19 protein-coding genes are annotated in these 24,991 nt (G+C 69.5%); 9 read left to right on the top strand and 10 right to left on the bottom strand.

Annotated elements, in window-relative coordinates:
- Nucleotides 1-12: 12 nt before the first annotated feature.
- Nucleotides 13-1,380, bottom strand: a complete 1,368-nt coding sequence (locus ACT3T9_RS10385) for an S-layer homology domain-containing protein (RefSeq protein ID WP_444599181.1) — start codon at nt 1,378-1,380, stop codon at nt 13-15.
- 454 nt (nt 1,381-1,834) lie between these two features.
- On the opposite strand from ACT3T9_RS10385, the gene ACT3T9_RS10380 reads away from it, so the two are divergent.
- From ACT3T9_RS10380 to ACT3T9_RS10365, 4 genes are all read left to right on the top strand, one after another.
- A complete protein-coding gene (locus ACT3T9_RS10380) occupies nt 1,835-2,920 on the top strand; it encodes a Gfo/Idh/MocA family protein (protein WP_444501947.1) in 1,086 nt (361 codons plus the stop codon).
- Between the two features lie 435 nt (nt 2,921-3,355).
- A complete protein-coding gene (locus tag ACT3T9_RS10375; protein ID WP_444501946.1) occupies nt 3,356-4,672 on the top strand; it encodes an extracellular solute-binding protein in 1,317 nt (438 codons plus the stop codon).
- The gene (locus ACT3T9_RS10370; RefSeq protein ID WP_444501945.1) at nt 4,669-5,673 is read left to right on the top strand and encodes a carbohydrate ABC transporter permease; all 1,005 of its coding nucleotides are present in this window, start codon (nt 4,669-4,671) and stop codon (nt 5,671-5,673) included. Before ACT3T9_RS10375 ends, ACT3T9_RS10370 begins: the two co-directional genes overlap by 4 nt.
- Before the next feature lies 1 nt (nt 5,674).
- Nucleotides 5,675-6,505: a carbohydrate ABC transporter permease gene (locus ACT3T9_RS10365; RefSeq protein WP_444501944.1), complete on the top strand. Its 831-nt coding sequence runs from the start codon at nt 5,675-5,677 to the stop codon at nt 6,503-6,505.
- 244 nt (nt 6,506-6,749) lie between these two features.
- Here the strand turns inward: ACT3T9_RS10365 and galB are convergent, their stop codons facing one another.
- Complete coding sequence (gene galB / locus ACT3T9_RS10360; RefSeq protein ID WP_444606561.1) at nt 6,750-9,512, bottom strand: beta-galactosidase GalB; 2,763 nt, start codon at nt 9,510-9,512, stop codon at nt 6,750-6,752.
- Between the two features lie 304 nt (nt 9,513-9,816).
- Here galB and ACT3T9_RS10355 point away from each other — a divergent pair, with 304 nt between their 5' ends.
- Complete coding sequence (locus ACT3T9_RS10355) at nt 9,817-10,590, top strand: isocitrate lyase/PEP mutase family protein (RefSeq protein ID WP_444606560.1); 774 nt, start codon at nt 9,817-9,819, stop codon at nt 10,588-10,590.
- 408 nt (nt 10,591-10,998) lie between these two features.
- Here the strand turns inward: ACT3T9_RS10355 and ACT3T9_RS10350 are convergent, their stop codons facing one another.
- The 7 genes from ACT3T9_RS10350 to mgtE form a co-directional block, all read right to left on the bottom strand.
- Entirely contained in the window at nt 10,999-11,364 is a 366-nt protein-coding gene (locus tag ACT3T9_RS10350) for a hypothetical protein (RefSeq protein ID WP_444606559.1), read from the bottom strand.
- A 188-nt stretch (nt 11,365-11,552) separates the two neighbouring features.
- Complete coding sequence (yicI, locus tag ACT3T9_RS10345; protein WP_444606558.1) at nt 11,553-13,643, bottom strand: alpha-xylosidase; 2,091 nt, start codon at nt 13,641-13,643, stop codon at nt 11,553-11,555.
- Between the two features lie 43 nt (nt 13,644-13,686).
- The gene (locus tag ACT3T9_RS10340; protein ID WP_444606557.1) at nt 13,687-14,625 is read right to left on the bottom strand and encodes a carbohydrate ABC transporter permease; all 939 of its coding nucleotides are present in this window, start codon (nt 14,623-14,625) and stop codon (nt 13,687-13,689) included.
- Nucleotide 14,626: 1 nt separating this feature from the next.
- Nucleotides 14,627-15,592: a carbohydrate ABC transporter permease gene (locus tag ACT3T9_RS10335; protein ID WP_441444259.1), complete on the bottom strand. Its 966-nt coding sequence runs from the start codon at nt 15,590-15,592 to the stop codon at nt 14,627-14,629.
- Between the two features lie 60 nt (nt 15,593-15,652).
- Nucleotides 15,653-16,960 carry an ABC transporter substrate-binding protein gene (locus tag ACT3T9_RS10330; protein WP_444501938.1) on the bottom strand — a complete coding sequence of 436 codons (1,308 nt, stop codon included), beginning with the start codon at nt 16,958-16,960 and terminating at the stop codon, nt 15,653-15,655.
- A 174-nt stretch (nt 16,961-17,134) separates the two neighbouring features.
- Nucleotides 17,135-18,160: a LacI family DNA-binding transcriptional regulator gene (locus tag ACT3T9_RS10325; protein WP_444501937.1), complete on the bottom strand. Its 1,026-nt coding sequence runs from the start codon at nt 18,158-18,160 to the stop codon at nt 17,135-17,137.
- 190 nt (nt 18,161-18,350) lie between these two features.
- Entirely contained in the window at nt 18,351-19,709 is a 1,359-nt protein-coding gene (mgtE, locus tag ACT3T9_RS10320; RefSeq protein WP_441444256.1) for a magnesium transporter, read from the bottom strand.
- Between the two features lie 214 nt (nt 19,710-19,923).
- On the opposite strand from mgtE, the gene ACT3T9_RS10315 reads away from it, so the two are divergent.
- Together ACT3T9_RS10315 and ACT3T9_RS10310 are read left to right on the top strand one after the other, a co-directional pair.
- On the top strand, nt 19,924-20,577 hold the full coding sequence (locus ACT3T9_RS10315; RefSeq protein ID WP_444501936.1) for a bifunctional 4-hydroxy-2-oxoglutarate aldolase/2-dehydro-3-deoxy-phosphogluconate aldolase: 654 nt from the start codon (nt 19,924-19,926) through the stop codon (nt 20,575-20,577).
- Entirely contained in the window at nt 20,574-21,566 is a 993-nt protein-coding gene (locus ACT3T9_RS10310) for a sugar kinase (RefSeq protein ID WP_444606556.1), read from the top strand. Before ACT3T9_RS10315 ends, ACT3T9_RS10310 begins: the two co-directional genes overlap by 4 nt.
- 82 nt (nt 21,567-21,648) lie before the next feature.
- On the opposite strand, the gene ACT3T9_RS10305 is transcribed toward ACT3T9_RS10310, so the two are convergent.
- Nucleotides 21,649-22,731 (bottom strand): alkene reductase, encoded by a 1,083-nt coding sequence (locus tag ACT3T9_RS10305; RefSeq protein ID WP_444606555.1) that lies wholly within the window; start codon nt 22,729-22,731, stop codon nt 21,649-21,651.
- Between the two features lie 247 nt (nt 22,732-22,978).
- Between ACT3T9_RS10305 and ACT3T9_RS10300 the strand changes: the two genes are divergently transcribed.
- Together ACT3T9_RS10300 and ACT3T9_RS10295 are read left to right on the top strand one after the other, a co-directional pair.
- On the top strand, nt 22,979-23,425 hold the full coding sequence (locus tag ACT3T9_RS10300; RefSeq protein WP_444606554.1) for a MarR family winged helix-turn-helix transcriptional regulator: 447 nt from the start codon (nt 22,979-22,981) through the stop codon (nt 23,423-23,425).
- 121 nt (nt 23,426-23,546) lie between these two features.
- On the top strand, nt 23,547-24,929 hold the full coding sequence (locus ACT3T9_RS10295; protein WP_444606553.1) for an MFS transporter: 1,383 nt from the start codon (nt 23,547-23,549) through the stop codon (nt 24,927-24,929).
- Nucleotides 24,930-24,991 lie beyond the last annotated feature (62 nt).

Below are 24,991 nucleotides of genomic sequence, written 5' to 3'. Positions count from 1 at the left end.
TGCCGCGCGTGCTCAGAACTTCTTCGAGTACCGGTGCAGGAACGCCGCCATCGCATCGCGCTTGACGGGCTGCGCCGGCCGATAGGTGCCGTCGGCCCAGCCGGTCGAGATCCCCGTCGACTTCATCCAGGCCATCTCACGCGCGAACTTCTGACCCTTCCGCACGTCCTTGAACGGCGACGTGGACGGGGCGGAGTAAGCGGGCTTCCCCGCGAAGCGGTACAGGAATGCCGCCATCGCGTCACGGTCGATGGGCTGGGTGGGCCGGAAGGTCCCGTCGTCCCACCCGGTGGTGATGCCCTTGTTGTAGGCCCAGATGATCGCGGTGTAGTGCTCCTGGCCCGGCTTCACGTCCCGGAACGGAGACCTGCTCGGCAGGGACACCTTCGGGGAGCCCTCCATCCGGTAGAGGAACGCTGCCATCGCGTCCCGATTGACCGGCTGGAGGGGTCGGTAGGTGCCGTCGGGCCATCCCTTGGAGATCCCTGCCGACTTCATCCACGCCATCGCGACGTGGTGCTCCTGGCCCTTCCGCACGTCCTTGAACGGACCGGCGGGAGTGCTGGGCTTCGACGGTGCCGGGGCGCCGCCGATCATCTGCCACAGCGCGGTGCGCTCCGCCTCGCTGGACAGCGTCAGGTCGTAGTTGCTCTTGATCGAGATGTAGCGCTGGGCGTAGGCGGGCCAGGCCGCCTTGTTGCTCGGCTTCCACTGCGCGGGGCCCCGCGAACCCTTCGAGCGGTTCTCCGACTTCGACACGGCGGCCAGGACCAGCGGGTCGTGGGAGAACTGCAGTCGCTGGTCCGCGTGCCAGCTCTTGGCGCCGTTGTTCCAGGCGTCCTGCATCGCCACGATGTGCTCGATGTCCAGAGTCGAAGCGTCGGTGGTTGTCCTGCCGGCGTAGGCCTCGTACCAGCGACCGCCGGTGACCTTGCAGTCGCTGGCGTTCCAGCGCACATCCTCGTTGACGGCGTCGCGGATCAGGGTGATCTCGCGGGCATCGCATCCCTTCTTCGGGGCGAGGGCGCGGGTCACATCCGGCTCCTTCCAGGTGCTCGAGGTGTAGGAGTCCCATCCGTACCAGCTGCGCAGTCCGCGGTTGCTGCCCTTCTGCGCGGTGACCACGCGCCAGGACTTGTAGAAGTGATCACGGTGGTAGCCGGAGTCCGCACCGTTGCGGTCGACCGCCATGGTCGAGAGCGCGCGACGCGCATCGGTGACGGAGAGCAACCCGGGCTGGCTCTTGTCGAGCGGTTCGGCGTGCGCGGGTCCGGCGCCCAGGCCTGGCAGGAGCGCGAGGCCGAGGAGCAGGGCGAGCAGGGCCGCCCACACGCGATGGGTCCGGGAGGGCGCTATCAGGGAAGGCGGAGATGTCGACATGGGGGCAGGTGCTCCTACGGGCGCGGATCCCAGAGGATCCAGGGGAAGGGTGGACTATCGGGTGCTGCGAGCTCCTGGCCGTCGTCGTTGACGGAGGGGGTCGAGCGATGCATCTCTGGACGCCGGAGCGGGTGCCCCGGTGGGTCCAGCCGGAGCGTAGGCCGCCGACAGGCACCGCGGGCGTGACTTCAGTCCCTGGTCAGTCCACTGTTCCTATGCTCCGCCCGGCAGCCCTCTACTGGGGCTCCGCTCTCGCTCCATCTCGCCGCGCAAACCTGGCAACATCCGGCACATGACAGCGACGCCGGGGGTGATGCATGACACTGACCCCGTAGCCACCCTGCGGCACCCCAGGCGTCAGCGCCCCGCGACGGCGCGGTCCGTCGTCGGCCCGCCCCGGGCCCGGAGGCATCCGATGCCCTCATGCCGCTCCCTCCACCGAAAGGACTCCCCCATGGCCGTCTCCGAAGGAGCCAACTACGCCCCGGACTCGATGCCGAAGCCTGTCGTCGAGCCCGGCGAGTTCGTCTTCGCCTCGATGCATCTCGACCATGGCCACATCGGCGGGATGACCCAGGGCCTGCTGGACGCCGGCGGCACCCTGAAGTGGGTCTACGACCCGCAGCCCGAGCGCGCCGCCGCGTTCCAGGAGAAGTTCCCGCAGGTGAAGATCGCCGCGAGCGAGGAGGAGGTGCTGGAGGACCCCGAGGTCCATCTGGTCGCCGCCGCCGCCGTACCGGTCGATCGCGCCCCGCTGGGCATCCGGGTGATGGAGGCCGGCAAGGACTACTTCACCGACAAGACGCCGCTGATCTCCCGCGAGCAGCTGGCGGACGCGAAGGCCGCCGTGGAGCGCACCGGCAAGAAGTACGCCGTGTACTACTCCGAGCGGATCCACGTCGAGGCCGCGGTGCTCGCCGGCCAGCTGATCGACCGCGGCGCGATCGGCAAGGTCCTCCAGGTCCAGGGCATGGGCCCGCACCGCATGGGCGACCCCTCCACCCGTCCCGACTGGTTCTTCGAGCGCGCCCGTTATGGCGGCATCCTCACCGACATCGGCAGCCACAACTTCGAGCAGATGCTCGCGTTCACCGGCTCCGACGACGGTGAGATCCTCTCCAGCTCCATCGGCAACTTCGGCAACGCCGAGCATCCCGAGCTCGACGACTACGGCGATGCGCACATCGTGCTCTCCAGCGGTGCCACCGGCTTCGTCCGCGTGGACTGGTTCACCCCGGCCGGGCTGCGCACCTGGGGCGACGGCCGAACCTTCATCCTCGGCACCGAGGGCTACCTCGAGCTGCGCAAGTACATCGATGTCACCACCGACAACGGCGGCGGCCAGGTGATCCTGGTCGACGGCGAGGGTGAGCACCGCATCAACGCCAGCGGCGAGGTGGGCTATCCGTTCTTCGGAGAGCTGATCCTGGACGTGCTGAACCGCACCGAGAACGCCATGACCCAGGAGCACGCCTTCAAGGCCGTGGAGCTGGCGCTGGCCGCGCAGGAGCAGGCCAGGGAGCTCACCGGCCGGGCCTGACCCCACCCGCCAGCACGCAAGCACGCCTGCGGCCGCACCGGTCGCGTCGGTCGCGTCGGTCGCCTCGACGACTCCCCTGTCCCCCGCCCCGAGCGGCGGGAGGCAGGGGACTCGTTGCTGTCAGCACGGAGCCCGTCGGCCGTCCGGTCGGCCCGTCGGCCCTAGCGGCCTCTGCGGTCCCGTCGTGCCGTCGGCCCTGTCGGCGCCACCCTCACCAGTCGTGCACATCTCACCGAAAGTTTTCCCCGGTTCCGGGGGTCACTTCGCGCCCTTCGGCACGGCCGCCTTCCATGAACATGCGCACGTCAGGACGGGTTGAGACGTAATCGAGTCCATCGCCGCTTGACCCATGGCAGTAAGAGGGATTAACTTAATGCCACCGACATTAGTTTCCGAAACCTTTCAGTCCGGTGTCGGTCCGTGACCCTGGAGGCAATGATGCAACCCACCCGCCGCGCAACTCTCGCGGGCCTTGGCCTGACGATCCCCGCGCTCGCCACCCTCAGCGCCTGTGGAGGCGGCACCAAGCCCGGCGGTGGCGGCGGCTCGCCGTCCAGCCTCTCCGTCTGGGCCCTGACCGGCGCCAAGCAGGACACCTACCAGGCCTCCTTCGACGCCTGGGACGAGGCCAACCCCGACAACCCCTTCGCCGTGGAGTTCTTCGCGAACGACTCCTACAAGGAGAAGATCCGCACCGCGATCGGCTCCGGCAACTCCCCCACCCTGGTCTTCAACTGGGCCGGAGGCACCCTGGCCGACTACGTCGCCAATGACGCCGTGGTCGACCTCTCCGGAAAGGTCGACGACGTGCTCTCGCGCACGATCGAGTCGATCGGGAAGGTCGGCCAGGTCGACGGCGCCCAGTTCGGCGTCCCCAACAACGACACCCAGCCGGTGATCCTCTACTACAACACCGCCCTGTTCGAGGAGCACTCCGTCACCCCGCCCACCACCTGGGCAGAGCTGATGACCGCGGTGGAGACCTTCTCCGCAGCCGGCATCACGCCGATCTCCCTGGCCGGCCAGAGCGTGTGGCCGGAGCTGATGTACATCCAGTACCTCACCGACCGCATCGGCGGCGAGGGCGTCTTCCAGAAGATCGTCGCCGGCGAGGCCGACTCCTGGGCCGATCCGGCGATCACCTCGGCACTCGAGGCGATCATCGAGCTGAAGGATGCCGGCGCCTTCGGCAACGCCTACGGCTCGGTCGCCGCCGACGCCGGGGCCGACGCCGCCCTGGTGCACACCGGCCAGGCCGCGATGCTGCTGCAGGGCAGCTGGGTCTACGGCACGTTCAAGCAGGATGCCCCGGACTTCGTCGCAGACGGCAACCTCGGCTTCCTGAACTTCCCGGCGAAGGACGGCGGCACTGGCGATCCGGCCAACGTGGTCGGCAACCCGGCCAACTACTGGTCGGTCTCCGCCGCTGCCGAGCCCGAGATCCAGGAGCTCGCGATCAAGTACCTCAACGAGTTCAACCTCAACCAGGACATGGTCGACAACTTCCTGGCGATGGGCGCGATCCCCGCAGTCTCGGGTCTCGAGGACTCCTTCGGCGGGCTGGATGACGAGGCCTTCCTGTCCTTCGCCTACGACATGGTGCTGAACGCTCCGCACTTCCAGCTGTCCTGGGACCAGGCCCTGGCCCCGGCTCCTGCACAGGAGCTGCTGAACAACCTGTCCCGCATCTTCTTGGGCGAGATCCAGCCCGAAGAGTTCGTGACCAACATGAACGCGACCCTCTCGGCATGACCTCCGGGCAGTCGCACGCACCCCACACCGGTGCCGCCGCTGCCGATGTCGCCGCCCCGGCCGGCGAGGGCACTCCGCCCTCGTCGGCCCGCCAGGGCGGGAGCATCGGCGCCTCCGGCGGTCGTCGGCACCTGCGGACCGGGCCCAGCAACTGGCTGCTGGTCCCCGCGCTGAGCTTCTTCGGCGTGTTCGCGCTGCTGCCTCTGGCAGGCGTGGTGATCCTCTCGTTCTTCGCCTGGGATGGTCTGGGCACGCCGCAGTTCGCCGGCCTCGCCGCGTGGTTCCAGGTCTTCCAGGACCCCGTGACCCTCAACGCCATGTGGCTGACGCTGCTGATGACAGTGCTGAGCTACGCGGTGCAGTTCCCGCTGAGCCTGCTGCTGGGCGTCTTCATGGCCGGGCAGCAGCGCTACCGCGAAGTGTTCTCGGTGCTGTACTTCCTGCCGCTGCTGTTCTCGGCCGCGGCCGTCGGCATCGCTTTCAAGGCACTGCTGGATCCGAACTTCGGCATCTCCCGCGCCTTCGGCCTGGACTTCCTGCGCCAGGACTGGCTGGGATCGCCGACCTTCGCCTTCTACACCCTGATCATGGTGATCTCGTGGTCCTTCGTGCCCTTCCACTCGCTGCTCTACCAGGCGGGCGTGCGGCAGATCCCGACCTCGATGTACGAGGCGGCCACGCTCGACGGCGCGGGGCGGGTGCGGCAGTTCTTCAACGTCACCCTGCCGCAGCTGAAGTACACCGTGGTCACGAGCTCCACGCTGATGCTGGTCGGCTCGCTGACCTACTTCGACCTGGTGTTCATCCTGACCATGGGCGGGCCGGGCAATGCCACGCGGATCCTGCCGCTGGACATGTACCTGACCGGCTTCCGCTCCTATCAGATGGGTTCGGCCAGCGTGATCGCCGTGATCCTGGTGGCCGTCGGGCTGACCCTGTCGCTGGTCCTCAACCGCATCTCGGGTGCGGATCGTATGGAAAGCCAGATGGAGGGCGCCTGAGATGAGCACGAGAACCCACCGCTCCCCCAATGTCGTCGGCGGTCTGCTGGGCTTCGCCTGGCTGCTGGTGATCCTGGTGCCGATCTACTACATCGTCGTCACCAGCGTGCGGCCGCGAGAGGACTACTACTCCTCTAACCCGCTGTCGCTGCCCTCCAACTTCACCCTCGAGCCGTTCCGCTACGTGCTCGAGAACGACTTCCTGCGCTACTTCGCGAACTCCGTGTTCGTCACCGTGATCACCGTGTTCGCGGTGGTGACCGCCTCGCTGCTGGCCGCGTACGTCATCGTGCGCTCCCGCACCCGACTGGCGAAGTTCAGCCAGAGGCTGTTCCTGATGGGGATCGCGATCCCGCTGCAGGCCACGATCATCCCGATCTACTACCTGATCGTGCAGCTGGGGCTGTACGACACCCTGTGGGCGCTGATCCTGCCCTCGATCGCCTTCGCGATCCCGATCACCATCCTGATCCTGACGAACTTCCTGCGGGACGTTCCCAAGGAGCTGTACGAGTCGATGACCATCGACGGGGCCAACGACTGGCAGATGTTCCGCTCGCTGGTGCTGCCGCTGGCGAAGCCTGCTGTGGTCACCGTGGGCATCTATGACGCGCTGCAGGTGTGGAACGGATTCCTGTTCCCGCTGGTGCTCACCCAGAGCTCTGACAAGCGTGTGCTGCCGCTGTCGCTGTGGGCCTACCAGGGCGAGTTCACGGTGAACATCCCGGCCGTTCTGGCCGCGGTGATGCTCTCCGCGCTGCCCATCCTGGTGCTGTACATCGCGGGCCGTCGCCAGCTCGTGAGCGGCCTGACGGCGGGCTTCAGCAAGTAGTCCCGTTCGGCGGGGGCTATGGCTCCGCGCCGTGGGCCGGCATCGCGGGCGATCCCCCTGGGCCGGCCCCGGGGCCGGCCCACCCCCGTTACCGGCGCCGTCCGCGGCATCATCCACGCGATCCCGGTCGATTCCGAGCCAGAACCTTCACCGATCTGGCTCGGAATCGACCGGGATCGTGCTGTACAAAGTCCCGGTGGGCCGATGGTCGGCCCATGCCACCACTCGCACGGAGCGTGAGGGTTCAGCCCGCGATGTCTCCTGCGCCCTCGGTACCCTCGAACGCCGCCAGGGCCACCCGCAGCTGCGCGCTCTCGAGCCCGGCCGCGCTCACGGTGATCCGGAGTTCCCCCTCTGCGCCTCCCTCACTGGCCTCGCCGCGCACGATGGCCAGGGCCTTGCCGCTGAAGGCCCTGCGCTGCGGACACGGGAAGGCATTCAGGTCAGTGGGATCGCCGTTGTCGGTGGCCACCAGGGTGCCCGGCCCCTCCACCGTGAAGTGCAGCAGGTGGCCGGCCGTAGGGACCTCGATCCCGTCGGCGTCGAGCACCCGTGCGGTGAGGAACGCCAGGTCACGACCGTCGGCAGCGATGTGGTCGCGATCCGCTGCGAGGGCGAGGCGGGCGGGGGCGCCGGCGGTGCGCACGACGTCCTCGGCCCACGGCGCGCCGTCGCGGTAGGTCTGCACGCGCACCTCCCCGGGGGCGTAGACCATCTCGTCCCAGCGCAGCCGGAACTGACCGGGCTGCATGGCGCGCCGGCCCTGGGAGACCCCGTTCACGAACAGCTCGGCCTCATCTCCTGAGGTGAACACGTGCACCGGAGTCACCTCGCCCTCGCGGCCGGGCCAGGTCCAGTGCGGCAGCAAGTGGGCAGTGGGCACCTCGGGCCGCCAGTGCGCGCGGTAGAGCCAGAACCGGTCCTTGGGGAATCCGGCGAGGTCCACGATGCCCGTGTAGGAGCTGCGGGCGCTGTAGTACGGGGTTGGCTCGCCCAGGTAGTCGAAGCCGGTCCACACGAATTCACCGGCCACGAACGGATAGTGCTCGAGGGAGGCGAAGACCTTCTCCGCCGTGGAGCCGAAGTCCACCGCGTAGAGCTCGTAGGCGCTGACCATGCAGGTCGCGTCGTCGGCGCCGGCACCGTCCCGTGCCGGGTTGCTCTGCCCTTCCGCGACGGGGAACAGGTAGGTGCCGCGGGTGGACAGTGCGGAGGAGGTCTCGCTGCCCATGATCGGCGTGTCGGGGAAGGCCTCGCGGAACCGGCCGTACTGGGGTGGGGTGCGGATCCGGTCGGTGCCCTCGAACACCGGCTCCTGCCGGATGCCCTCGCCCTGATAGTTGATGCCGATGACGTCGACCTCGGCGGGCAGGGGCATGTGCGGCTTCGCGTAGTTCATGGCCGTGGTGGTCAGGCGGCTGGGATCCTCCTCGTGGGCGATCTCGACCAGTCGCCGTGCGACCAGGGCGCCCTCCTGGTCCGTGTACTGCTCGCCGACCTCGTTGCCGATCCCCCACAGGATCACGGAGGGGTGGTGGCGGTCGCGCCGGATCATCGCCCGCAGATCCGCCTCGTGCCAGTCCTCGAAGATCAGGTGGAAGTCCAGATCGGTCTTGCGCGCGTACCAGGAGTCGAACACCTCGTCGAGCACCAGGATGCCCATCCGGTCGGTGAGATCCAGCAGCTCCGGCGCAGGCGGATTATGGGCCGTGCGCAGCGCATTCGCCCCCATCTCCTGCAGGATCTCGAGCTGGCGCTCAGCGGCGCGCTCGTGGAACGCCGCGCCAAGAGCGCCGAGGTCGTGGTGGTTGTTCACCCCCTGGATCCGGATCTTCTCGCCGTTCACGAGCAGGCCCTCGTCGGCGTCGAACTCGATCCGGCGCACGCCGAAGGGCGTCTCGACCTGGTCCAGGATCTCCTCGCCCCGGCGCAGCGTGGTGACCGCGAGATAGCGGTGGGGGTGCTGGGTGGGCGGCGGGCCCCAGAGGGAGGGCGCCTCGATCCGGGCCGACGCGGTGGTTCTCGCCGCAGCACCGGGGCCGACGGCGACGGTGAGCGGCTCGGTCCGGGCGACGGGGGCGCTGCGCTCGACGGGGGCTCGTTGTCCGACGGGTGCGCCGTGCTCGACAGGGTCGCCATCCGCGGCGGGAGCATCGTGTTCGGCGGGCGAACCGGGGATCTTGAAGATCTCCGTGGTGACCTGCACGGTGACCGGATCCGACCCGGCGTTCTCGAGGGCCACCTCAATCTCGACGACAGCAGACTCCGCGCTCACCTCGGGGGTGGTGATCGTCGTGCCCCAGTGCGCGACGGCGACCGGGGAGGTCTTGACCAGCCAGACATTGCGGTAGAGCCCTCCGCCCGGGTACCAGCGGGCCGAGCGGGGCGGGTTGTCCAGGCGGATCGCGAGCAGGTTCCGTCCGCCCGGGACGAGGTGAGGCGTGAGGTCCAGGCGCCAGCTGTTGTATCCGTAGGGCCAGCCGCCCACGAGGGAGCCGTTCAGCCACACCGAGGTGTAGGACATCGCCCCGTCGATGTCCAGGTGGATCGAGCGGCCCGCGTCCTCCACCGGGATCTCGAGCTCGCGGCGGTACCAGCCCACACCCCAGCTCTCCAGGCGCCCCATACCGCCGTGAGGGCCGTCGACGAGGAAGGGCCCGGCGATCGCCCAGTCGTGAGGCACGACGACCTGCTGCCAGTCGCTGTCGTCCAGTGCCGGATCAGCCGCATCAGGGGCGACGGGTGGCTGCTGGTCCGGTCGCTGCGCATGCTGTGCGGGATCGCGGAGGAAGGCGTTCGCGCCCGGCTGGATCCATGGCCGCAGGCCGGTCTCGGCGGCGTCGTGGCGCACCTGCTCGGGGCGGGCATCGGCGTCCTTGCCGTCCTGCGCCTCACCGAGCTCAGGCCACGGCACGTAGTCGAGGGCACGGTCCACCTGGTCCGGCGCCACCCGGCGGAACCGCCAACCGGTCTCGAGGTGGAGTCGTTCACGGGGCGTGGGCGTCATGGGGATCGCTCTCCGGCAGCTCGCGGGCGTGGTCGACGCCCGTCCTCGGGCGCACGGTTTCGAAGTCTATCGGGCGGTATTCCCGAAATCTTTCTCCGTACACATGGTGGATCGACTCGCCGACCGCATCATCACCGCAGACGTAGTCGGACCCCGTGAGCTGCTGGAGCTGCTCCGAGCTGCCGCTGCTCGTCGCCGTGATCGAGGAGCACTTCTCGTCCGGGGAAGAACGCGATCGACAGGTACCTTCCCGCCCTCTTCGGCGACGCCTATGGTGGCAGGACCGACCCTTCAGGAGGCCACCATGTCCCACACCGCTGACCGTGCCACGACGCTCGCCGCACTGCATGACTCCGGCGAGGTGCTGGTCCTTCCCACCGTCTGGGACGTCTGGAGCGCCCGGGTCGCCGTGCAGGCGGGGTTCCGCGCACTCACCGTGGGCAGCCACCCGGTGGCGGATTCCCTCGGCAGCGCCGACGGCGAGAACATGGACTTCGCCGACTACCTCGCGGTGGTCGCGCGGATCACCGGGGACGTCGAGGTGCCCGTCAGCGCGGACGTCGAATCCGGCTACGGCCTGGACCCGGAGGAGCTGATCGAGCGTCTGCTCGAGGCCGGCGCCACAGGAGCGAACATCGAGGACGTAGTCCACGGGGAGGGGAAGCGGGTCCGCGATCGGCAGGAGCACGCCGACTACATCGCCGCAGCCCGCAGTGCGGCCGACGCCGCCGGGGTGCCGTTCGTGCTCAACGGACGCACCGATGCGGTCAAGCTCGGCACGGACGTCTTTCCGGACCCGCTGGCGGAAGCTGTCGAGCGCATCCAGCTGATGGAGGGTGCCGGTGCCCGCGCCGTGTACCCCGTCGGGCTGACCACCGCGGAGCAGGTCACCGCACTCGTCGGCGCGGTCTCGGTGCCGGTCAACGTGACCGCCCATCCGGTGACGGGCCACGGTGCCGGCACGCTGTCCGCCCTGACCGAGCTCGGCGCACGCCGCATCACCTTCGGGCCGCTGTGGCAGAAGTGGCTCGCCGACGTCTCGGCGAAGCAGCTGGCGGAATGGGTCGCCCCGGAGTGATCGGGCCGCTGGCAGCCAGCGCCCCACGGGACCCGGTCCCGGGCGTGGGCTGAGCGGTCACACTCGGAGAAGTGGTGCTGCCGACGTCCTTACCAGGCCCCTGGCCCGATCCGGCTCTCCGGCACCAGGCCGACGGGGATGCCGGTCAAGGAGACGTTGACAGCGTCAGTGCCGCCAGGTGGCCAGAGCTGATCTCAGAGGCACGCATGTACGCCACGGGCATTCGTGCGATCACTGAGAGCGCGACCGCGAGGACGCCAGCGGTAACTGAGTAGCGCCCTAGGCCATCGACCATCTGGGCGCTGCTGGGGCTCGTGCGACTCACCCGGCTACGCTACGGGCCCGCGGGATTGTGGCCGTGCCGAAAGCGGTCGATTCAGGAGCGCACCGCGATCGCGCCAACGATGCTCACAGGGGCCCTTGCGGAATCCGGGGGTTCAGCACCAGATCAACGGGTATGCCGGACACCATGAAGGCGACCGCGACAGCTCCCGCAACGAGGCCCACTATCGCCCACGTTCTCCCACTGGCCCGGCTACGCAGACTGGCCATGCCGAGCGCAAGGGCGAGAACGGCACAGATCGCCCCTGGAATGAAGGCGATCAGCATGAGGCCGTCCGCCGTCCCATGCCCGTTGAACACATAGAACGAATACAGCTCTTGCCGCGCCAGTTGCCCCCAGACGGTGAGCGCGACCCCAAGACCACCTGCGGTGGTCGGCATGATGCCGAGGATGTCGAGCTTCCGCGAGTCGATCGAAAGGGTGATGCTCATCCAGTCAGGCTAGACGAGTGCGGTTCTCAGCCTGCGTCATAATCGGTCGATTCCGAGCCAGAATCAGGGCTGATCTGGCTCGGAATCGACCGGCATCGCTGGCGCGAGCGGCCCGGGCGGCGCCGGGGACCCGGGCGGTCTGGCTGGCCCGGGTGGTCCGGGTGGTCCGGGCGGCGTGGCGCCGTGGCTCAGCCGTGGATCGCGGCCACGGCGCTCGCGGCCACGTCGGCCGCCGCCGCGTCGATCGCCGCGACGTCGATCGCCAGCTCCGCGCCCTCGCGGAGGTACAGCGGCAGGGTCATGAACCCGTGCTGCTGGCGCAGCCAGCGCCCGCCGGCCTCGACGGTCCCGTCGAACACGGAGGTCCAGCGGCCCTCGGGCAGGTAGAACTCGACCTCGCCGTCGGGCGAGAACACCGGGGCGACCAGCAGCGAGTCGCCGAGCATGTACTGGGTGTCGAGAGCGTGGCAGGTGCGATCCTCCGGGAACTCGAGCACCATCGGGCGCAGGATCGGGGTGCCCTGCTCATGCGCCTGGAGCGCCATCTGCTGCAGGTAGGGCACCAGCTGCTGCTTCAGCAGCGTGAAGCGGCGGGCCACGTCCACCGCCTCGTCGTCGAAGGCCCACGGCACCCGGTAGGAGCTCGAGCCGTGCAGGCGCGAGTGGGAGGAGAGCAGGCCGAAGGCGAGCCAGCGCTTGAACACCGTCGGATCCGGTGCCCCTTCGAAGCCGCCGATGTCGTGGCTCCAGTAGCCGAAGCCGGACAGTGCGAGCGAGAGCCCGCCGCGCAGGGTCTCCCCCATCGAGGGCAGGGAGGAGTCGTTGTCCCCGCCCCAGTGGGCCGGGAACTGCTGGCCGCCGGCGGTCGCGGAGCGGGCGAAGAGGATCGCTTCGCCCTCCCCCTGCCGCTCCACCAGCAGGTCGAACACGGTGCGGTTGAACAGATGCGTGTAGTAGTTGTGCATCTTCTCCGGGTCGGAGCCGTCGTGCCAGGCGATGTCCCGCACCGGGATCCGCTCCCCGAAGTCGGTCTTGAAGCAGTCCACGCCGATGTCCAGCAGGCCCTCGAGCTTGCTGCGGTACCAGGCGACCGCGTCGGGGTTCGTGAAGTCCACCAGTGCCATCCCGGCCTGCCAGAGGTCCGTCTGCCAGAGGTTGCCGTCGGTGGTGCGGACCAGGTAGCCGTGCTCGAGGCCCTCGTCGAACAGCACCGACTTCTGGGCGATGTAGGGGTTGATCCACACGCACACCTTCAGGCCCCGCTCATGGAGCCGACGGATCAGCCCCTCCGGGTCCGGGAACGTGGCCGGGTCCCACACGAAGTCGGTCCAGGTGAAGCCGCGCATCCAGAAGCAGTCGAAGTGGAACACGGACAGCGGGATGCCGCGCTCCTCCATCCCGTCGATGAACGACATGACCGTGGCCTCGTCGTAATCGGTGGTGAAGGAGGTGGACAGCCACAGCCCGTAGGACCACTCCGGCACCAGCGGCGGCCGGCCGGTCAGGGCGGTGTAACGACGCAGCACGTCCTTGGGGGTGGGGCCGTCGATCACCAGGTAGCTCAGCGACTGGCCCTCGACGGAGAACTGCACCCGGGTGGTCATCTCGGAGGCGACCTCGAAGGAGACCCCGCCGGTGTCCTCGACGAACACGCCATAGCCGCGCGAGGTGAGGTAGAGCGGGACGTTCTTGTACGCCTGCTCCGAGGTGGTGCCGCCGTCCTCGTTCCAGATGTCGACGCTCTGCCCGTTCTTCACGAAGGCGCCGAACCGTTCGCCGAGGCCGTAGACGCTCTCCCCCGGCTGCAGGCTGAGCTGCTCGTGCATGTGGTGCTGCCCGTCCGGTGCGACGACGTGGGCGATGGAACGACGCATCGAGCTGGTGAGCGCGCGGCCGGCGGAGCTGAAGTCCGCCTGCCACTGCTCGCCGACGCCGATGGTCAGGGTGAGGTCGCCCGCGCGGAGCGTGGTCCACCCGTCGGCCGCGGACTCGATGGTGCCGCGGTAGCTGGGATCCGCAGCGACCTCGAAACGGGGCTGCGGGGCGGCCACCCCGCGATGGTTCTCCACCCGCACCCGGATCACGCCCTCGGCGACCGCCTCATAGGTGACGGTGAGCTGGGGGTTGTTCAGGGTGTCCCCGCGGCCGCGGACGGGCCGGACAGGGGCGAAGGCGCGGAGGCGTCCGGCCTCGTCGTCGATCTGGAGGTCGTGGACCTGGCTGCCACGCTGAACCGTGAAGCCCTCCCGGTCCATCCAGTATCCGTTGGTGAAGCGCATGGTCAGCGCCCCTTTCTATGCAGAGTGCCGGGAATCCGGAGGGTCACTTCACCGCGCCGGCGGTGACGCCGCGGGTGAGGGTGCGCTGGAAGATGAGGAAGAAGATGAACGTCGGCAGCAGCGACAGCAGCGCACCTGCGTTCAAGGTGGGGACGTCGAGCATGCGGTCACCCTGGAGCGAGGACAGCGCGATCGGGATCGTCTGGTTGTCGTTGCTGGTGAGCATCACCAGCGGGATGAAGAACTCGTTCCAGGTCCAGATGAAGAAGAAGATCATCAGCACGGACATGGTGGGGCGCACCACGGGGTAGACGATCCGCCACAGGATCTGCCAGCGGGTGGCGCCGTCGAGCTGCGCCGCCTCCAGCAGTGCCGGCGGGAAGGTGCCCAGCACGGAGGAGAGCAGATAGGTGCCGAACGCGGATTGGACGACCGTGAAGATGATGACGATCGACCACGGGTTGTCGGTGAGTCCGACCTGCCGCGCCATGTTGAACAGGGGGTAGATCAGCACCTCCTGCGGGAGCATGTTCGCCATCAGGAACAGGGCCACCAGCCAGAGCCGGCCCTTCACCCTGCCCACCCCGATCGCGTAGGCGTTCAGCAGGGACAGCAGCACCGCGAGTACGGCGACCAGGGTCGAGGTCCAGAGCGAGTTCCAGAGCTTGATCGGGAAGTTCACGCGCTCCCAGAACGCGATGATCCCGTCGAGGTAGATCTCCCGCGGCAGCGACAGCGGCCCGCCGGCGGAGTAGTCCGCGGGTGACTTGAAAGCGTTGAGGATCATGAGCACAAAGGGGGCCACCATGAGCAGCCCCACCAGGAGCGCTCCGGCCAGCACCAGCCAGCGGGTCAGGCCCCGCTGGTGGCGGTTGCGCCGACGCCCGACGGACGCGCCGCCCGACGGTCCGGGACCTGACGGGGTGGAGTTCGACGGGGTGGAGCTCGACGGGACGGGGCTGCCGGTGATCACTGCGGCCATCTCAGCGGCCCTCCTCTGACTTGCGGGCACTGCGGTTCTGGAGCACCTGGATGCCGCCCGCGACGATGATGATGATGAGCGTCAGCACCGTCGCGATCGCGGCGCCGTAGCCCACCCGCGAAGTGTCGAAGAAGTTCAGGAACGAGTAGTACGAGGGCACCAGCGTGGACCCCTCAGGACCGCCTCGGGTGAGCACGTAGATCGGCGCGAACACCTTCAGGGCGGCGATGGTGCAGGTCAGAACGATCACGAAGGTCTCCGGGGAGATCTGCGGGATGGTGATGGCGCGGAAGCGGGCGAACCAGCCGGCACCGTCGAGCTCGGCCGCCTCGTACAGCTCGGGATCCACCCGCGCCAGGGCGGACATGAAGATCACCGTGGGATAGCCGATCTGGATCCATATCAGCACCAGCATCACGGAGCCGAGGGCGAGGGTGGGACTGCCCAGCCAGTTCGGCGGAGCCTCGATCCCGATCCCCCGCAGCAGCACGTTGACCGCTCCGGTCTGGCTGTTCAGGATCCAGTTCCAGACGATGCCGGCCACCGAGATCGGCAGGATCTGCGGCAGGTAGTAGGTGGCGCGGAGGAACGCGGCGACCCTGCTGTTCCAGTGCTTGGCGACGTAGTCGAACAGCACCGCGGCCAGCAGCAGGCCCAGCAGGGTGGGGACCACCACCATCGCCGCGATCATCGACAGCGAGTTGCGGAACGAGAGCCAGAACGCGTCGTCGGACAGCAGCGCGACGTAGTTGTCCAGACCGATCCAGCGCTTCGGGGACAGCCCGCCCTTCCAGCTGTGCAGGCTGTACCAGATGTTCAGCAGGAACGGCACCAGGATGATGACGCCGAACGAGAGCAGACCGGGGATCAGATAGGGCCAGTACCCGGCGGCGGCGCTGCGAGGGCGCCGTCTCCGCGGGGGTCGCGCGACGGATGTCGACGACGGTGGGGCGACTGTGGTGGACATGCTTCCTCCCTGGGGAGGGCGGGCCGCTTGCTGCAGCCCGCCCGGGTGACTGTGCTGGTCTCACTCACCGGTGAGGTCGGAGCGACCGGTCGCGTAGACCTCTCCGAGCTCGGCCATCGCCTGCTCCGGAGACTTGGAGCCGTTGATGAGGGACTGCATCGCGCTGACGACCTGGTCGTAGAACCCGGCGACGGGCCAGTCCGGGTAGAACGCGAGGCCATCGGACTCGTTGACGGCCGCGAAGTTCTCGGTCATCTCCCGGGTCTTCTCGTCCTCGATCGCCGAGGTGTCCCCCGCGACCGGCAGGCCGCCCTTCGCCCCGAGCAGGTCCTGGACCTCCTGGGACATGGTGATCTCCATGAACTCGTAGGCGAGGTCCTTGTTCGCGGCGTTGGCGGGCACCACCCAGAGGTTCCCCGAGGAGCCGATGGTGAGGTCGGAGCCGGGGAAGAGGAACTGCCCCCACTCGTCGGTCATCTCCGCCACCAGGCGGCCGAACCACCACGAGCCGGAGAACATGATCGGGTAGGTGCCGGAGATGAAGGCGGTGCCCATGTCCTCGGCGGTCAGGCCGGCGGAGTCGCCGGCGAGGTAGCCCTTGGCGACCCAGTCGGCGAAGCGCTGGGCGCCGGCCAGGATCGGATCCGCCGCCCAGTCGACCTCCCCGTCGAAGAGCTGGTAGGCGTCCACGAAGTCACGGTCGGCGTGGGCGAGGGCGAGCTGGTACCAGAGCTGCCCGGCGGGGTACTCCGCGCCGGCGCCGGCCAGCGGGATGATGTCCTTGTCGACGAAGGTCTGCAGGACGTCCTCGAACTCCTCGAGCGTGGTCGGGACGGCGACCCCGGCCTCGTCGAACATCCGCTGGTTGTAGAAGACGTAGACGTACTCGCCGTAGTTGGGCAGGCCGAACCAGTCGCCGGAGCCCATCAGGCCGAACTCGTCGTAGCGGGAGGTGGTCTGCAGGCTCGCGGAGAGCTTCTGATCCCAGCCCTTCTCGGTCGCGATCTCGGTGAACGGCTCGATCAGGCCCTGCGCGGCGAGCTGCCCGGCGGTGGAGTTGCCCTTGTTGAACTCCATCAGATCCGGGACGTCGTCGCCGGTGAGCACGATGGTCGCGTTCTTCTGCAGCTGCTCGAAGGTCTGCTTCTCGACGGTGACGGTGACCTCGGGATGCGCCTCCTCGAAGATCTCCTGGGCCAGCGCCCAGGCCTGCCCCATCGCGGAGTCCTCGTTCTCGTAATGCCAGATCACCAGTGAGGTGCCGTCGCCTGAACCGCCGCCGCTGCCGCCGCAGGCGCTGAGGGCGGGCATGGCGGCGGCGCCGAGTGCGGAGGCGGTGAGGAGGGTGGTGAATTTCCTGCGCTTCATGGTGTCCTACTTCCTTGTGGGAAGGACCCTCGGGTGGGGTCCTGCGGGTGGTGCGGGTGGTGCGAGGTCCTGCGGGTCGTGCGGGTGGTGCGGGGTCCTGTGGGTCCTGCGGGGTCCTGCGGGTGCGGGTCCTGCGGTGATGCCGGTGATGCCGGGTGCTGCGTGGAAGTTCGCTCAGCCGGTGGGCCGTCGGTCCTGGACCGATCCCCCGTCGAACGGCGCACAGGCGACCAGCACCTGCGTGGGCGGGGCGTGGGGTGCCGCGAGCTGGTCGAGCAGGCCGTCGACCGCCCGTCGTCCCATCTCCTCTCCCGGTGCCCGCCAGGAGGCCAGGCTCGGGGTGGTCATCGACGCCGTGCGCTTGGAGGAGACGACGGTGACGATGGAGAGGTCTTCGGGCACGTCCAGTCCCATGGCCTGCAGCTCGTTGACGAAGCCGACGACGGCGAGATCGTTCATCGCCACCACCGCATCCGGGCGCGGGCCGGCGGTGAACACCTCGCGGGCCAGCTCGCGGCCTGCCTGCGGGCTGGGATCCAGGGCGTACTCGCGGTGTGCGAGGCCCCGCTCCTGGGCGAGGCGGGAGAAGTCCTCATGGGAGCGCACGGCCGGGCCGTAGCCGGAGGCCTCCATCTCGCGGGAGCGGCCGATCAGCATCAGGTCCCGGTGCCCGGAATCGACCAGCGCGTCGAGCGCATGGGCGATGGTGGCCTCGAAGTCGATGTCGATGTAGTGCAGCTGCTCGCTCTCGCGGCTGCGGCCGACGGAGAAGAAGGGGACGTCTGCGTCCTGCAGGCTCTCGATCCGCGGATCGTCGAGCGCCACCTCGACCAGCAGCACCCCGTCGGCGTGCCCCTGACCCACCAGGTCGGAGAGCTCCTGAGGGGCTCGCTGCGAGGCGATCGGCCACACGGTGAGCAGGTAGCCCCGCTCGGCGGCACGGTCGTACGCCCCGCGGACGATCTCGAAGACGGTCTCGCCGGCGGAGACATCGAACTCCGGCAGGTGCAGGGCGAGGATCCGGGTGCGCCGACTGGCGAGGCTGCGGGCGATCGCGTTGGGGCGGTAGCCGAGCTCCCGCATCGCGAGCTCGATGCGCTCACGGGTGGCGGCTGCGACCGGCTTGTCCCCCGAGAGCATGTAGGAGACGGTGCTCAGCGCGACGCCGGCCTCGCGCGCCACATCACTCATCGTCGCCATCTCCGCACCTCCTCGTCCGCTCTTCCGCACCACTAGTCGAAGCGCTTCGACACGATCGAACTCGCCACCTCGTCAGTTCGGGGAGGGGGTCACTCAGGTGCAGTCGAAGCGCTTCGACACCTTCGTGTCAGCCAGTATGCGGTGCCGCGCAGGACGCGTCAAGCGCCCGCTGGCGAGGGGCCCGTCGGCCTCAGAGACCCAGCACGGCCGTCGCGATCGTGAAGTAGATGATCAGGCCGGTGGCATCGCAGAAGGTCGAGATGAAGGGATTGGAGAACACCGCCGGGTCCGCGCCCACCCGCTTCGCGATCAGCGGCATCATCCCGCCCACGATCGCGGCCATGGCGCAGATCGACAGCAGCGTCGTGCCGATCACCGCCCCGATCGCCCAGCCGTAGACGAGGCCCGCGACCAGGAAGCCGAGCGCTCCGAGGACCACGCCGAGCACCGTGCCCACCCGCAGCTCGCGCCACACCACCCGGGGCAGGTCGCGCACGCGCACCTCGCCCACGGCGAGCGCGCGGGTCACCGTGGTCGCGGCCTGGTTTCCGGTGTTGCCGCCGGTGCCGGTCAGCAGTGGGATGAACAGCGCCAGGATCACCACCTGGTCCAGCCGATCCTCGAAGACCTCGAGCACCTGGACGGTGAGGATCGCGGAGATCGCGAGCACCAGCAGCCAGACGATGCGACTGCGCACGACGCGCAGGATCGGCGTGGAGAGGTAGGCGCGCGGCAGCGGTTCGGAGCCGCTGGTGCGGGCGGAATCCTCGGCGTTCTCACGCTCGATGATGTCCACGGCGTCATCGACGGTCACGATCCCGACCAGCCGCCCTTCGCCGTCCACAATGGGCATGGCCAGCAGCTTCGCCGCGAAGAAGCGGCGCGCGGCATCCTCTCGGTCATCGGTCGCGGTCGCGCTGACCGGCACGTGGGCGATATCGCCCACGAGCGCATCGCCGTCGGCCACCAGCAGGCGGCGCAGCCCCACCACGCCCAGCAGCAAGCGGGAATCATCCACCACGGGCAGCAGGTAGATCGTCTCGGCCTGCTCGGCCTGCGCGCGCACATGCTCGAGCGCCTCTCTCACGGTGAGCCCGGGGGCCAGGGTGAGCACCTCGGGCGACATGTATCGACCGATCGCGTGGCGCGGATAGCCGAGGACCGCGGTGGTCATCGCGCGCTCGGCGGCATCCAGGCCGTGCATCAGCCGCTCGGCGACCGAGGCCGGCAGCTCATCGAACAGGGAGGCACGGTCGTCAGGGTCGAGCTCGCCGATGATGTGGGCGACCTGCTGGGTGCGCAGCGCGGAGATCAGCTCGGCCTGGTGATGCGCCGGCAGCGCCTCGAACACCGCCAGGGCGGCGGTCTTGCCGAGCACCCGGAACAGCAGCGCAGCCTCGGTCGCGGGGCGGGTCTCCACGAGGTAGACGAGCTCGCCGATCGGCAGCGTCTGCGCCTCCAGGCCGAGCTGCTCGAGCTGGGCCTCATCCTGCTCCTCGCCGCGCAGCAGGGTCAGGACGGTGTCGATGGTCGCGCTGGCTGGGGTCACAGGGCCATTGTGGCCGACATGGGCGCGAGAGGCGCGCGGGCCGACGGGAAGACGGGCGGGTGGGGCGGCGCAGCGGGACCGCCCGGTCGGTCACCTGTCCGGGCCAGCTACTCTTGCTAGACTGTCACGCATGCCGGAACATACGTTTTGCATTCCAAAACGGTGCACGTCGAGCCATGTCGCCGCGCACCTCGGCACCGCTCAGGAGGCCCCGATGTCCCCCACCCCTCGCCCGCCCCTTCCCGAGCGCACCGCCGCCGCTCGGCTTATCGTCGTGATCCGCGGCGAGCGCGCCGATCAGTACGCCCCCGTGCTGGAGGCCCTCGCCGGCGCCCGGATCCGTTCCGTCGAGCTCACCCTGTCCACCCCCGGCACCCTGGACGAGCTGCCCGCCCTGAGGGAGCGCTTCGGGGACCAGCTCGATATCGGCGTCGGCACCGTCACCGATCCGGCGGATCTGCGCACCGCCGCCGAACGCGGTGCCCACTACATCGTCACCCCGATCACCCGGGCGGACCTGCTCGCAGCGGCTGCGGAGTCCGGGATTCCGATCGTGTCCGGCGGTCTCACTCCGAGCGAGCTGCACGCCGGCTGGTCCGCGGGCGCGGCGGCGGTCAAGGTGTTCCCGGCCTCTGTGGTGGGCCCCGGCTACCTCAAGGACCTGCGCGGACCGTTCCCCGGCATCCGCGTCATCCCCTCCGGCGGAGTGGACCTCGAGGCGGCGGCGGCCTGGCTGCAGGCCGGGGCCGAGGCGGTCTCCGTGGGCGGGCCGCTGCTGGGCGATGCCCTCCGGGGCGGGAGCCTCGAGGAGCTGGCCGAGCGCGCGGCGAGGTTCGTCGGCGTCACCACCCGCGAGGCCGGCGCATGAGTGTCCCGGCCGAGGGCGGTCGTGCGTCGGCCGGGCCCCGCGTGGTGGCCGTCGGCGAGACCATGGCGCTGATGCGCACCTCCACGATCGGCTCGCTCGCCCATCTGCCCTCGGTGGACATCTCGCTGGGCGGTGCGGAATCGAATCTCGCGATCGGGCTGCGCCGGCTGGGCGTGCCCTCCGCGTGGGTGAGCCGGGTGGGCGATGACCCCCTGGGCACGCGCGTGGCCCGAGAGATCCGCGCCGAGGGCGTCGAGGTGCACTGCACGGTCGATCCGGAGCGGCCGACGGGCCTGATGATCAAGTCCCGCCCCAGCGGGACCACCACCCGCGTGGACTACTACCGGGCCGGGTCCGCCGCCTCCGCACTCACCCCGGGCGACCTCCCAGCAGGACTCATCGAGGAGGCCGAGATCCTGCACCTCAGCGGCATCACCCCGCTGCTCTCGGAGACCGCGCACGCCACGAACGTCGCTGCCGTGCAGCGCGCGGTAGCGGCAGGAGTGCAGGTCAGCCTGGACGTGAACTACCGCTCGCGGCTGGGATCGCGGGAGCGCCTCGGCGAGCTGCTGGGCGAGATCCTCGAGCACGTCGATGTCGTGTTCGGCGGGCCGGAGGAGCTCTCGATCCTCGCGCCGGCCGTCATGGAGTCCGACCACCGCGCCCTGCTGCACGCACTGGAGGCCGACGGACGCCAGGTGGTCGTGAAGCTCGGGGCCGACGGTGGCGCCGCCCTCGCGGGCGGCACGATCCACGAGGCGCCCGGACACCGGGTCGACGTGGTCGACACCGTCGGCGCCGGGGACGCCTTCGTGGCCGGCTACCTCAGCGCCCAGCTCGACGGGCTCGACGTGCCCGCGCAGCTGGCCCGGGCGAACGCCTGCGGGGCGCTGGCCTGCACCACCCCCGGGGACTGGGAGGGAGCGCCACGGCTGCGCGACCTCGACGCCCTGCTCTCCGGCGGCGCGGCGGACCCTGTGAGCCGCTGACCGTTTCAGCCGCGGGCAGGGTCAGCTGATGGCAGGGTGAGCCGCTGACCGTTTCAGCCGTCGGCGGGGCGAACTGCTGGCGTCAGACCGCGAGCGCCGCCTCGGCCATCGTGGGGTAGTCGATGTAGCCCACGGAGAGCGCCTCGCCCGTATCGGGATAGAAGGTGGCCTTGTGCTGCGGGTTCAGCGCGGCGCCGGCCGCGATGCGCTCGGCGAGGTCCGGGGTGGCGATGTAGTCGCGGCCGAAGGCGACCGCGTCGGCCGCGCCGGCCTCGAGGAGCCGCTGACCGTCGGCCGCAGTCATCTCGTCATTGGCGATCACGGGACCACCGAAGAGCCCGCGGATCACGCCCACGAGGCTGTCCTCGTCCTCCACCTCGCGGATGAACAGGAAGGCGAGTTTCCTCCTCCCGAGCTCCTCGGCGACGTGGCCGAAGATCGCGCGAGGATCGCTGTCGCCCATGTCGTGCTCCTCGCCGCGGGGGCGCAGATGCACACCCACCCGGCCGGGGCCCCAGACGTCGAGGACCGCGTCGGTGATCTCCAGCAGGAAGCGCGCCCGGTTCCGCACCGAGCCGCCGTACTCGTCGGCGCGCTGGTTGGTGCTGTCCTGGAGGAACTGGTCGATCAGGTAGCCGTTAGCGCCGTGGATCTCCACGCCGTCGAAGCCGGCCCGCTTCGCGTTCTGGGCACCGTGCCGGAAGTCCTCGACGATGCCGGGGATCTCTTCGACGGCCAGCGCGCGCGGCTGCACGTACGGACGCTTGGGCCGCAGTCGTGCCACGCGCCCGGCGGGGGCGACGGCGCTGGGGGCGACGGGCGCCTCCCCGCCGAGCAGCTCGGGATCGGAGATCCGGCCCACGTGCCACAGCTGCAGGACGATCCGGCCGCCCGCGGCATGCACGGCTTCGGTGACCTTCTGCCACCCTGCCACCTGCGCGTCGTTCCAGATACCGGGAGTGCCGTGGTATCCCACGCCCTGAGGGCTGACGGAAGTGGCCTCGCTGATGATCAGCCCGGCGCCTGCCCGCTGGCTGTAGTACTCGGCGTTGAGCTCCGTGGGGACCCGTTCATCGCCGGTGCGGGCGCGGGTGAGCGGAGCCATCACGATCCGGTTGGGGAGCGTGAGCTCCCCGAGCTCGAGCGGTGTCATCAGGTCGGTCATGCGGGATGCTCCTTCACGGCGCGGTGCACAGAGCGGGTGCACAGCGCGGGGCGGCGGGTCTCGTCGTGCTCGTCGGGTCGTGCTCGTCGGGGCGTGCTCGTCAGTCTCATCGTGCTCGCCTGCGCCAACGAGCCTCTCCCGGCGTCTATTCCTCAAGGCCGCCGCATTCCGGCCGAACGATCTTCTTGTCACGTCGGCCCGGCCGCCCCGTTGCACTGGTTCGCATTGCTAACTATATTGACGTCTCGTGTCGACCACTTCCCCCACCTCGCTTCCCGGCGAGCTCCCCCAGCACTTCGCCCTCGTCTGCAGCCAGTTCTCCCGGCTCGCGGCGCGACGCTCCGAGGTGGGCGTCGGGACCGTCTCCTGGCGAGTGGTCGCCACGATCGACCGGCACGGCCCGCTGCGCCTGAGCGAGATCGCCGACCGCGAGCGGGTCTCCCGCCCCACGGCGACCACCGTCATCAAGCGCCTCGAGGAGGAAGGGCTCGTACGCCGCGAGCCCGACCCCGCGGATTCCCGCTCCTGGCTGGTCAGCACCACGGAACAGGGCATCCAGCAGCTCGCCGCCTGGCGGTCCCAGCTCGCCGACGGTGTGGGTGCGCTCCTGGAGCCGCTGCCCGACGCCGACCTCGCAACCCTCGAACGTGCCGCCGAGATCCTCGCCGGACTCGTCGACGCCCACGACGGCTGACGCCGAGCCCGACCCTGCGAGGGATCCCGAGCCGGACCCCGAGCCGGATCCGTCGCGGATCCGTCGCCCCGCCTCGTCACCCCCTCGCCGCCGTACTTCCCACCGAAGGAACCCCCAGCGCATGACCGCACATACCCCCGAGCACACCGCCGCTCCCCACGCACCCGCCGTCGCCCCCACTACCGCCCCGGCCACTGCAGCGACTCCCGCCCCGCACGCGGCGCCCACCCAGCCCGCGTTACCAATCCAGACCGCAGTACCCACCCTGCGCGAGGCGTTCCGCCAGCCGAAGTCCGTGTGGGCGATCGCCTTCGCCGCAACCGTGTCGTTCATGGGCATCGGCCTGGTGGACCCGATCCTCCCCGCGATCAGCAGCCAGCTGGACGCGACGCCCTCGCAGGCGATGCTGCTGTTCACCAGCTACCTCTTCATCACCGCGATCGCCATGTTCTTCACCAGCTGGTTCGCCTCGAAGATCGGGGTGAAGCGCACGCTGCTGATCGGACTGGTGCTGGTGGTGCTCTTCGCGGCGCTGGCCGCAGGAGCAGGGAGCGTCTGGGAGATCATCGGCCTGCGTGCCGGCTGGGGCCTCGGGAACGCCCTGTTCATCTCCACCGCGCTGGCCGCGATCGTGGGCGCGACCGCCGGGCCGAGCGCGGGCGCGATCATCCTGTACGAGACGGCGCTCGGCATCGGCATGGCCTTCGGGCCGCTGCTGGGCGGGCTGCTCGGCAACGTCTCCTGGCGCGCCCCCTTCGCGGGCACGGCGGTGCTGATGGGCGTCGGCTTCCTGGCGATCATGGTGCTGCTGCAGAAGGAGGCACGTCCCGCACCGGTCTCGCCGCTGGCCTCCCTCCGGGCACTCTCCCATCCGGCGCTGCGCACCCTCGCGCTCACCGCGATCTTCTACAACTTCGCCTTCTTCACGCTGCTGGCCTACTCCCCGTTCCCGCTCGAGGCGGCGGCTGCCGCGCACGGGATGGAGTTCGGCGCCCTCGGCATCGGCGGGGTGTTCTTCGGCTGGGGGCTGGGCCTGGCGATCACCTCGGTGTTCGTCGCCCCGGTGCTCACCCGGAAGCTGGGACTCATCCCCACGCTGCTGACCACACTCGGCCTGCTCGCGGTGCTGATGCTGGTGATGAGCATCTTCCACACCTCGATGACCGGTCTGATCACGCTGATCGTGATCGGCGGGCTGCTGCTGGGCATCATGAACACGGCGCTCACCGAGACGGTCATGGAGGCCACCGACCTGCCCCGCGGCGTCGCCAGCTCCGCCTACTCGGGCGTGCGCTTCCTCGGCGGTGCGATCGCCCCGGCGATCGCGGGCCCGCTCGCGGCAGCGACCGTGGCCGGCGCCCCCTACCTGCTCGCGGCGGGCGCGCTGGTGATCTCGATGCTCATGCTGGTCCGCGGCCGACGCCACCTGGCCGCAGTCGGCACCCACCACCAGCTCACCGACCTTGAGCAGGCCGAGGCGATCACCGTCGGCGACGAGGGGTGAGACCGAGCCTGCCTCTGTCCCGTGAGGCCGCCCCGACCGTCGATCGACCACTACCGTTGATC

It is taken from the genome of Brachybacterium sp. AOP29-B2-41 (assembly GCF_052378395.1).
Taxonomy (GTDB): Bacteria; Actinomycetota; Actinomycetes; order Actinomycetales; family Dermabacteraceae; genus Brachybacterium.
The sequence above is the reverse complement of the archived record's forward strand: the minus strand, read 5'-3'. Positions and strand labels throughout refer to the sequence as shown.

Excerpts from the sequence above, each read along its gene's own strand:
- ACT3T9_RS10385 (WP_444599181.1), bottom strand. The coding sequence starts at position 1,380 with ATGTCGACATCTCCGCCTTCCCTGATAGCGCCCTCCCGGACCCATCGC.
- ACT3T9_RS10380 (WP_444501947.1), top strand. The coding sequence starts at position 1,835 with ATGGCCGTCTCCGAAGGAGCCAACTACGCCCCGGACTCGATGCCGAAG.
- ACT3T9_RS10375 (WP_444501946.1), top strand. The coding sequence starts at position 3,356 with ATGATGCAACCCACCCGCCGCGCAACTCTCGCGGGCCTTGGCCTGACG.
- ACT3T9_RS10370 (WP_444501945.1), top strand. The coding sequence starts at position 4,669 with ATGACCTCCGGGCAGTCGCACGCACCCCACACCGGTGCCGCCGCTGCC.
- ACT3T9_RS10365 (WP_444501944.1), top strand. The coding sequence starts at position 5,675 with ATGAGCACGAGAACCCACCGCTCCCCCAATGTCGTCGGCGGTCTGCTG.
- galB (WP_444606561.1), bottom strand. The coding sequence starts at position 9,512 with ATGACGCCCACGCCCCGTGAACGACTCCACCTCGAGACCGGTTGGCGG.
- ACT3T9_RS10355 (WP_444606560.1), top strand. The coding sequence starts at position 9,817 with ATGTCCCACACCGCTGACCGTGCCACGACGCTCGCCGCACTGCATGAC.
- ACT3T9_RS10350 (WP_444606559.1), bottom strand. The coding sequence starts at position 11,364 with ATGAGCATCACCCTTTCGATCGACTCGCGGAAGCTCGACATCCTCGGC.
- yicI (WP_444606558.1), bottom strand. The coding sequence starts at position 13,643 with ATGCGCTTCACCAACGGATACTGGATGGACCGGGAGGGCTTCACGGTT.
- ACT3T9_RS10340 (WP_444606557.1), bottom strand. The coding sequence starts at position 14,625 with ATGGCCGCAGTGATCACCGGCAGCCCCGTCCCGTCGAGCTCCACCCCG.
- ACT3T9_RS10335 (WP_441444259.1), bottom strand. The coding sequence starts at position 15,592 with ATGTCCACCACAGTCGCCCCACCGTCGTCGACATCCGTCGCGCGACCC.
- ACT3T9_RS10330 (WP_444501938.1), bottom strand. The coding sequence starts at position 16,960 with ATGAAGCGCAGGAAATTCACCACCCTCCTCACCGCCTCCGCACTCGGC.
- ACT3T9_RS10325 (WP_444501937.1), bottom strand. The coding sequence starts at position 18,160 with ATGGCGACGATGAGTGATGTGGCGCGCGAGGCCGGCGTCGCGCTGAGC.
- ACT3T9_RS10315 (WP_444501936.1), top strand. The coding sequence starts at position 19,924 with ATGTCCCCCACCCCTCGCCCGCCCCTTCCCGAGCGCACCGCCGCCGCT.
- ACT3T9_RS10310 (WP_444606556.1), top strand. The coding sequence starts at position 20,574 with ATGAGTGTCCCGGCCGAGGGCGGTCGTGCGTCGGCCGGGCCCCGCGTG.
- ACT3T9_RS10305 (WP_444606555.1), bottom strand. The coding sequence starts at position 22,731 with ATGACCGACCTGATGACACCGCTCGAGCTCGGGGAGCTCACGCTCCCC.
- ACT3T9_RS10295 (WP_444606553.1), top strand. The coding sequence starts at position 23,547 with ATGACCGCACATACCCCCGAGCACACCGCCGCTCCCCACGCACCCGCC.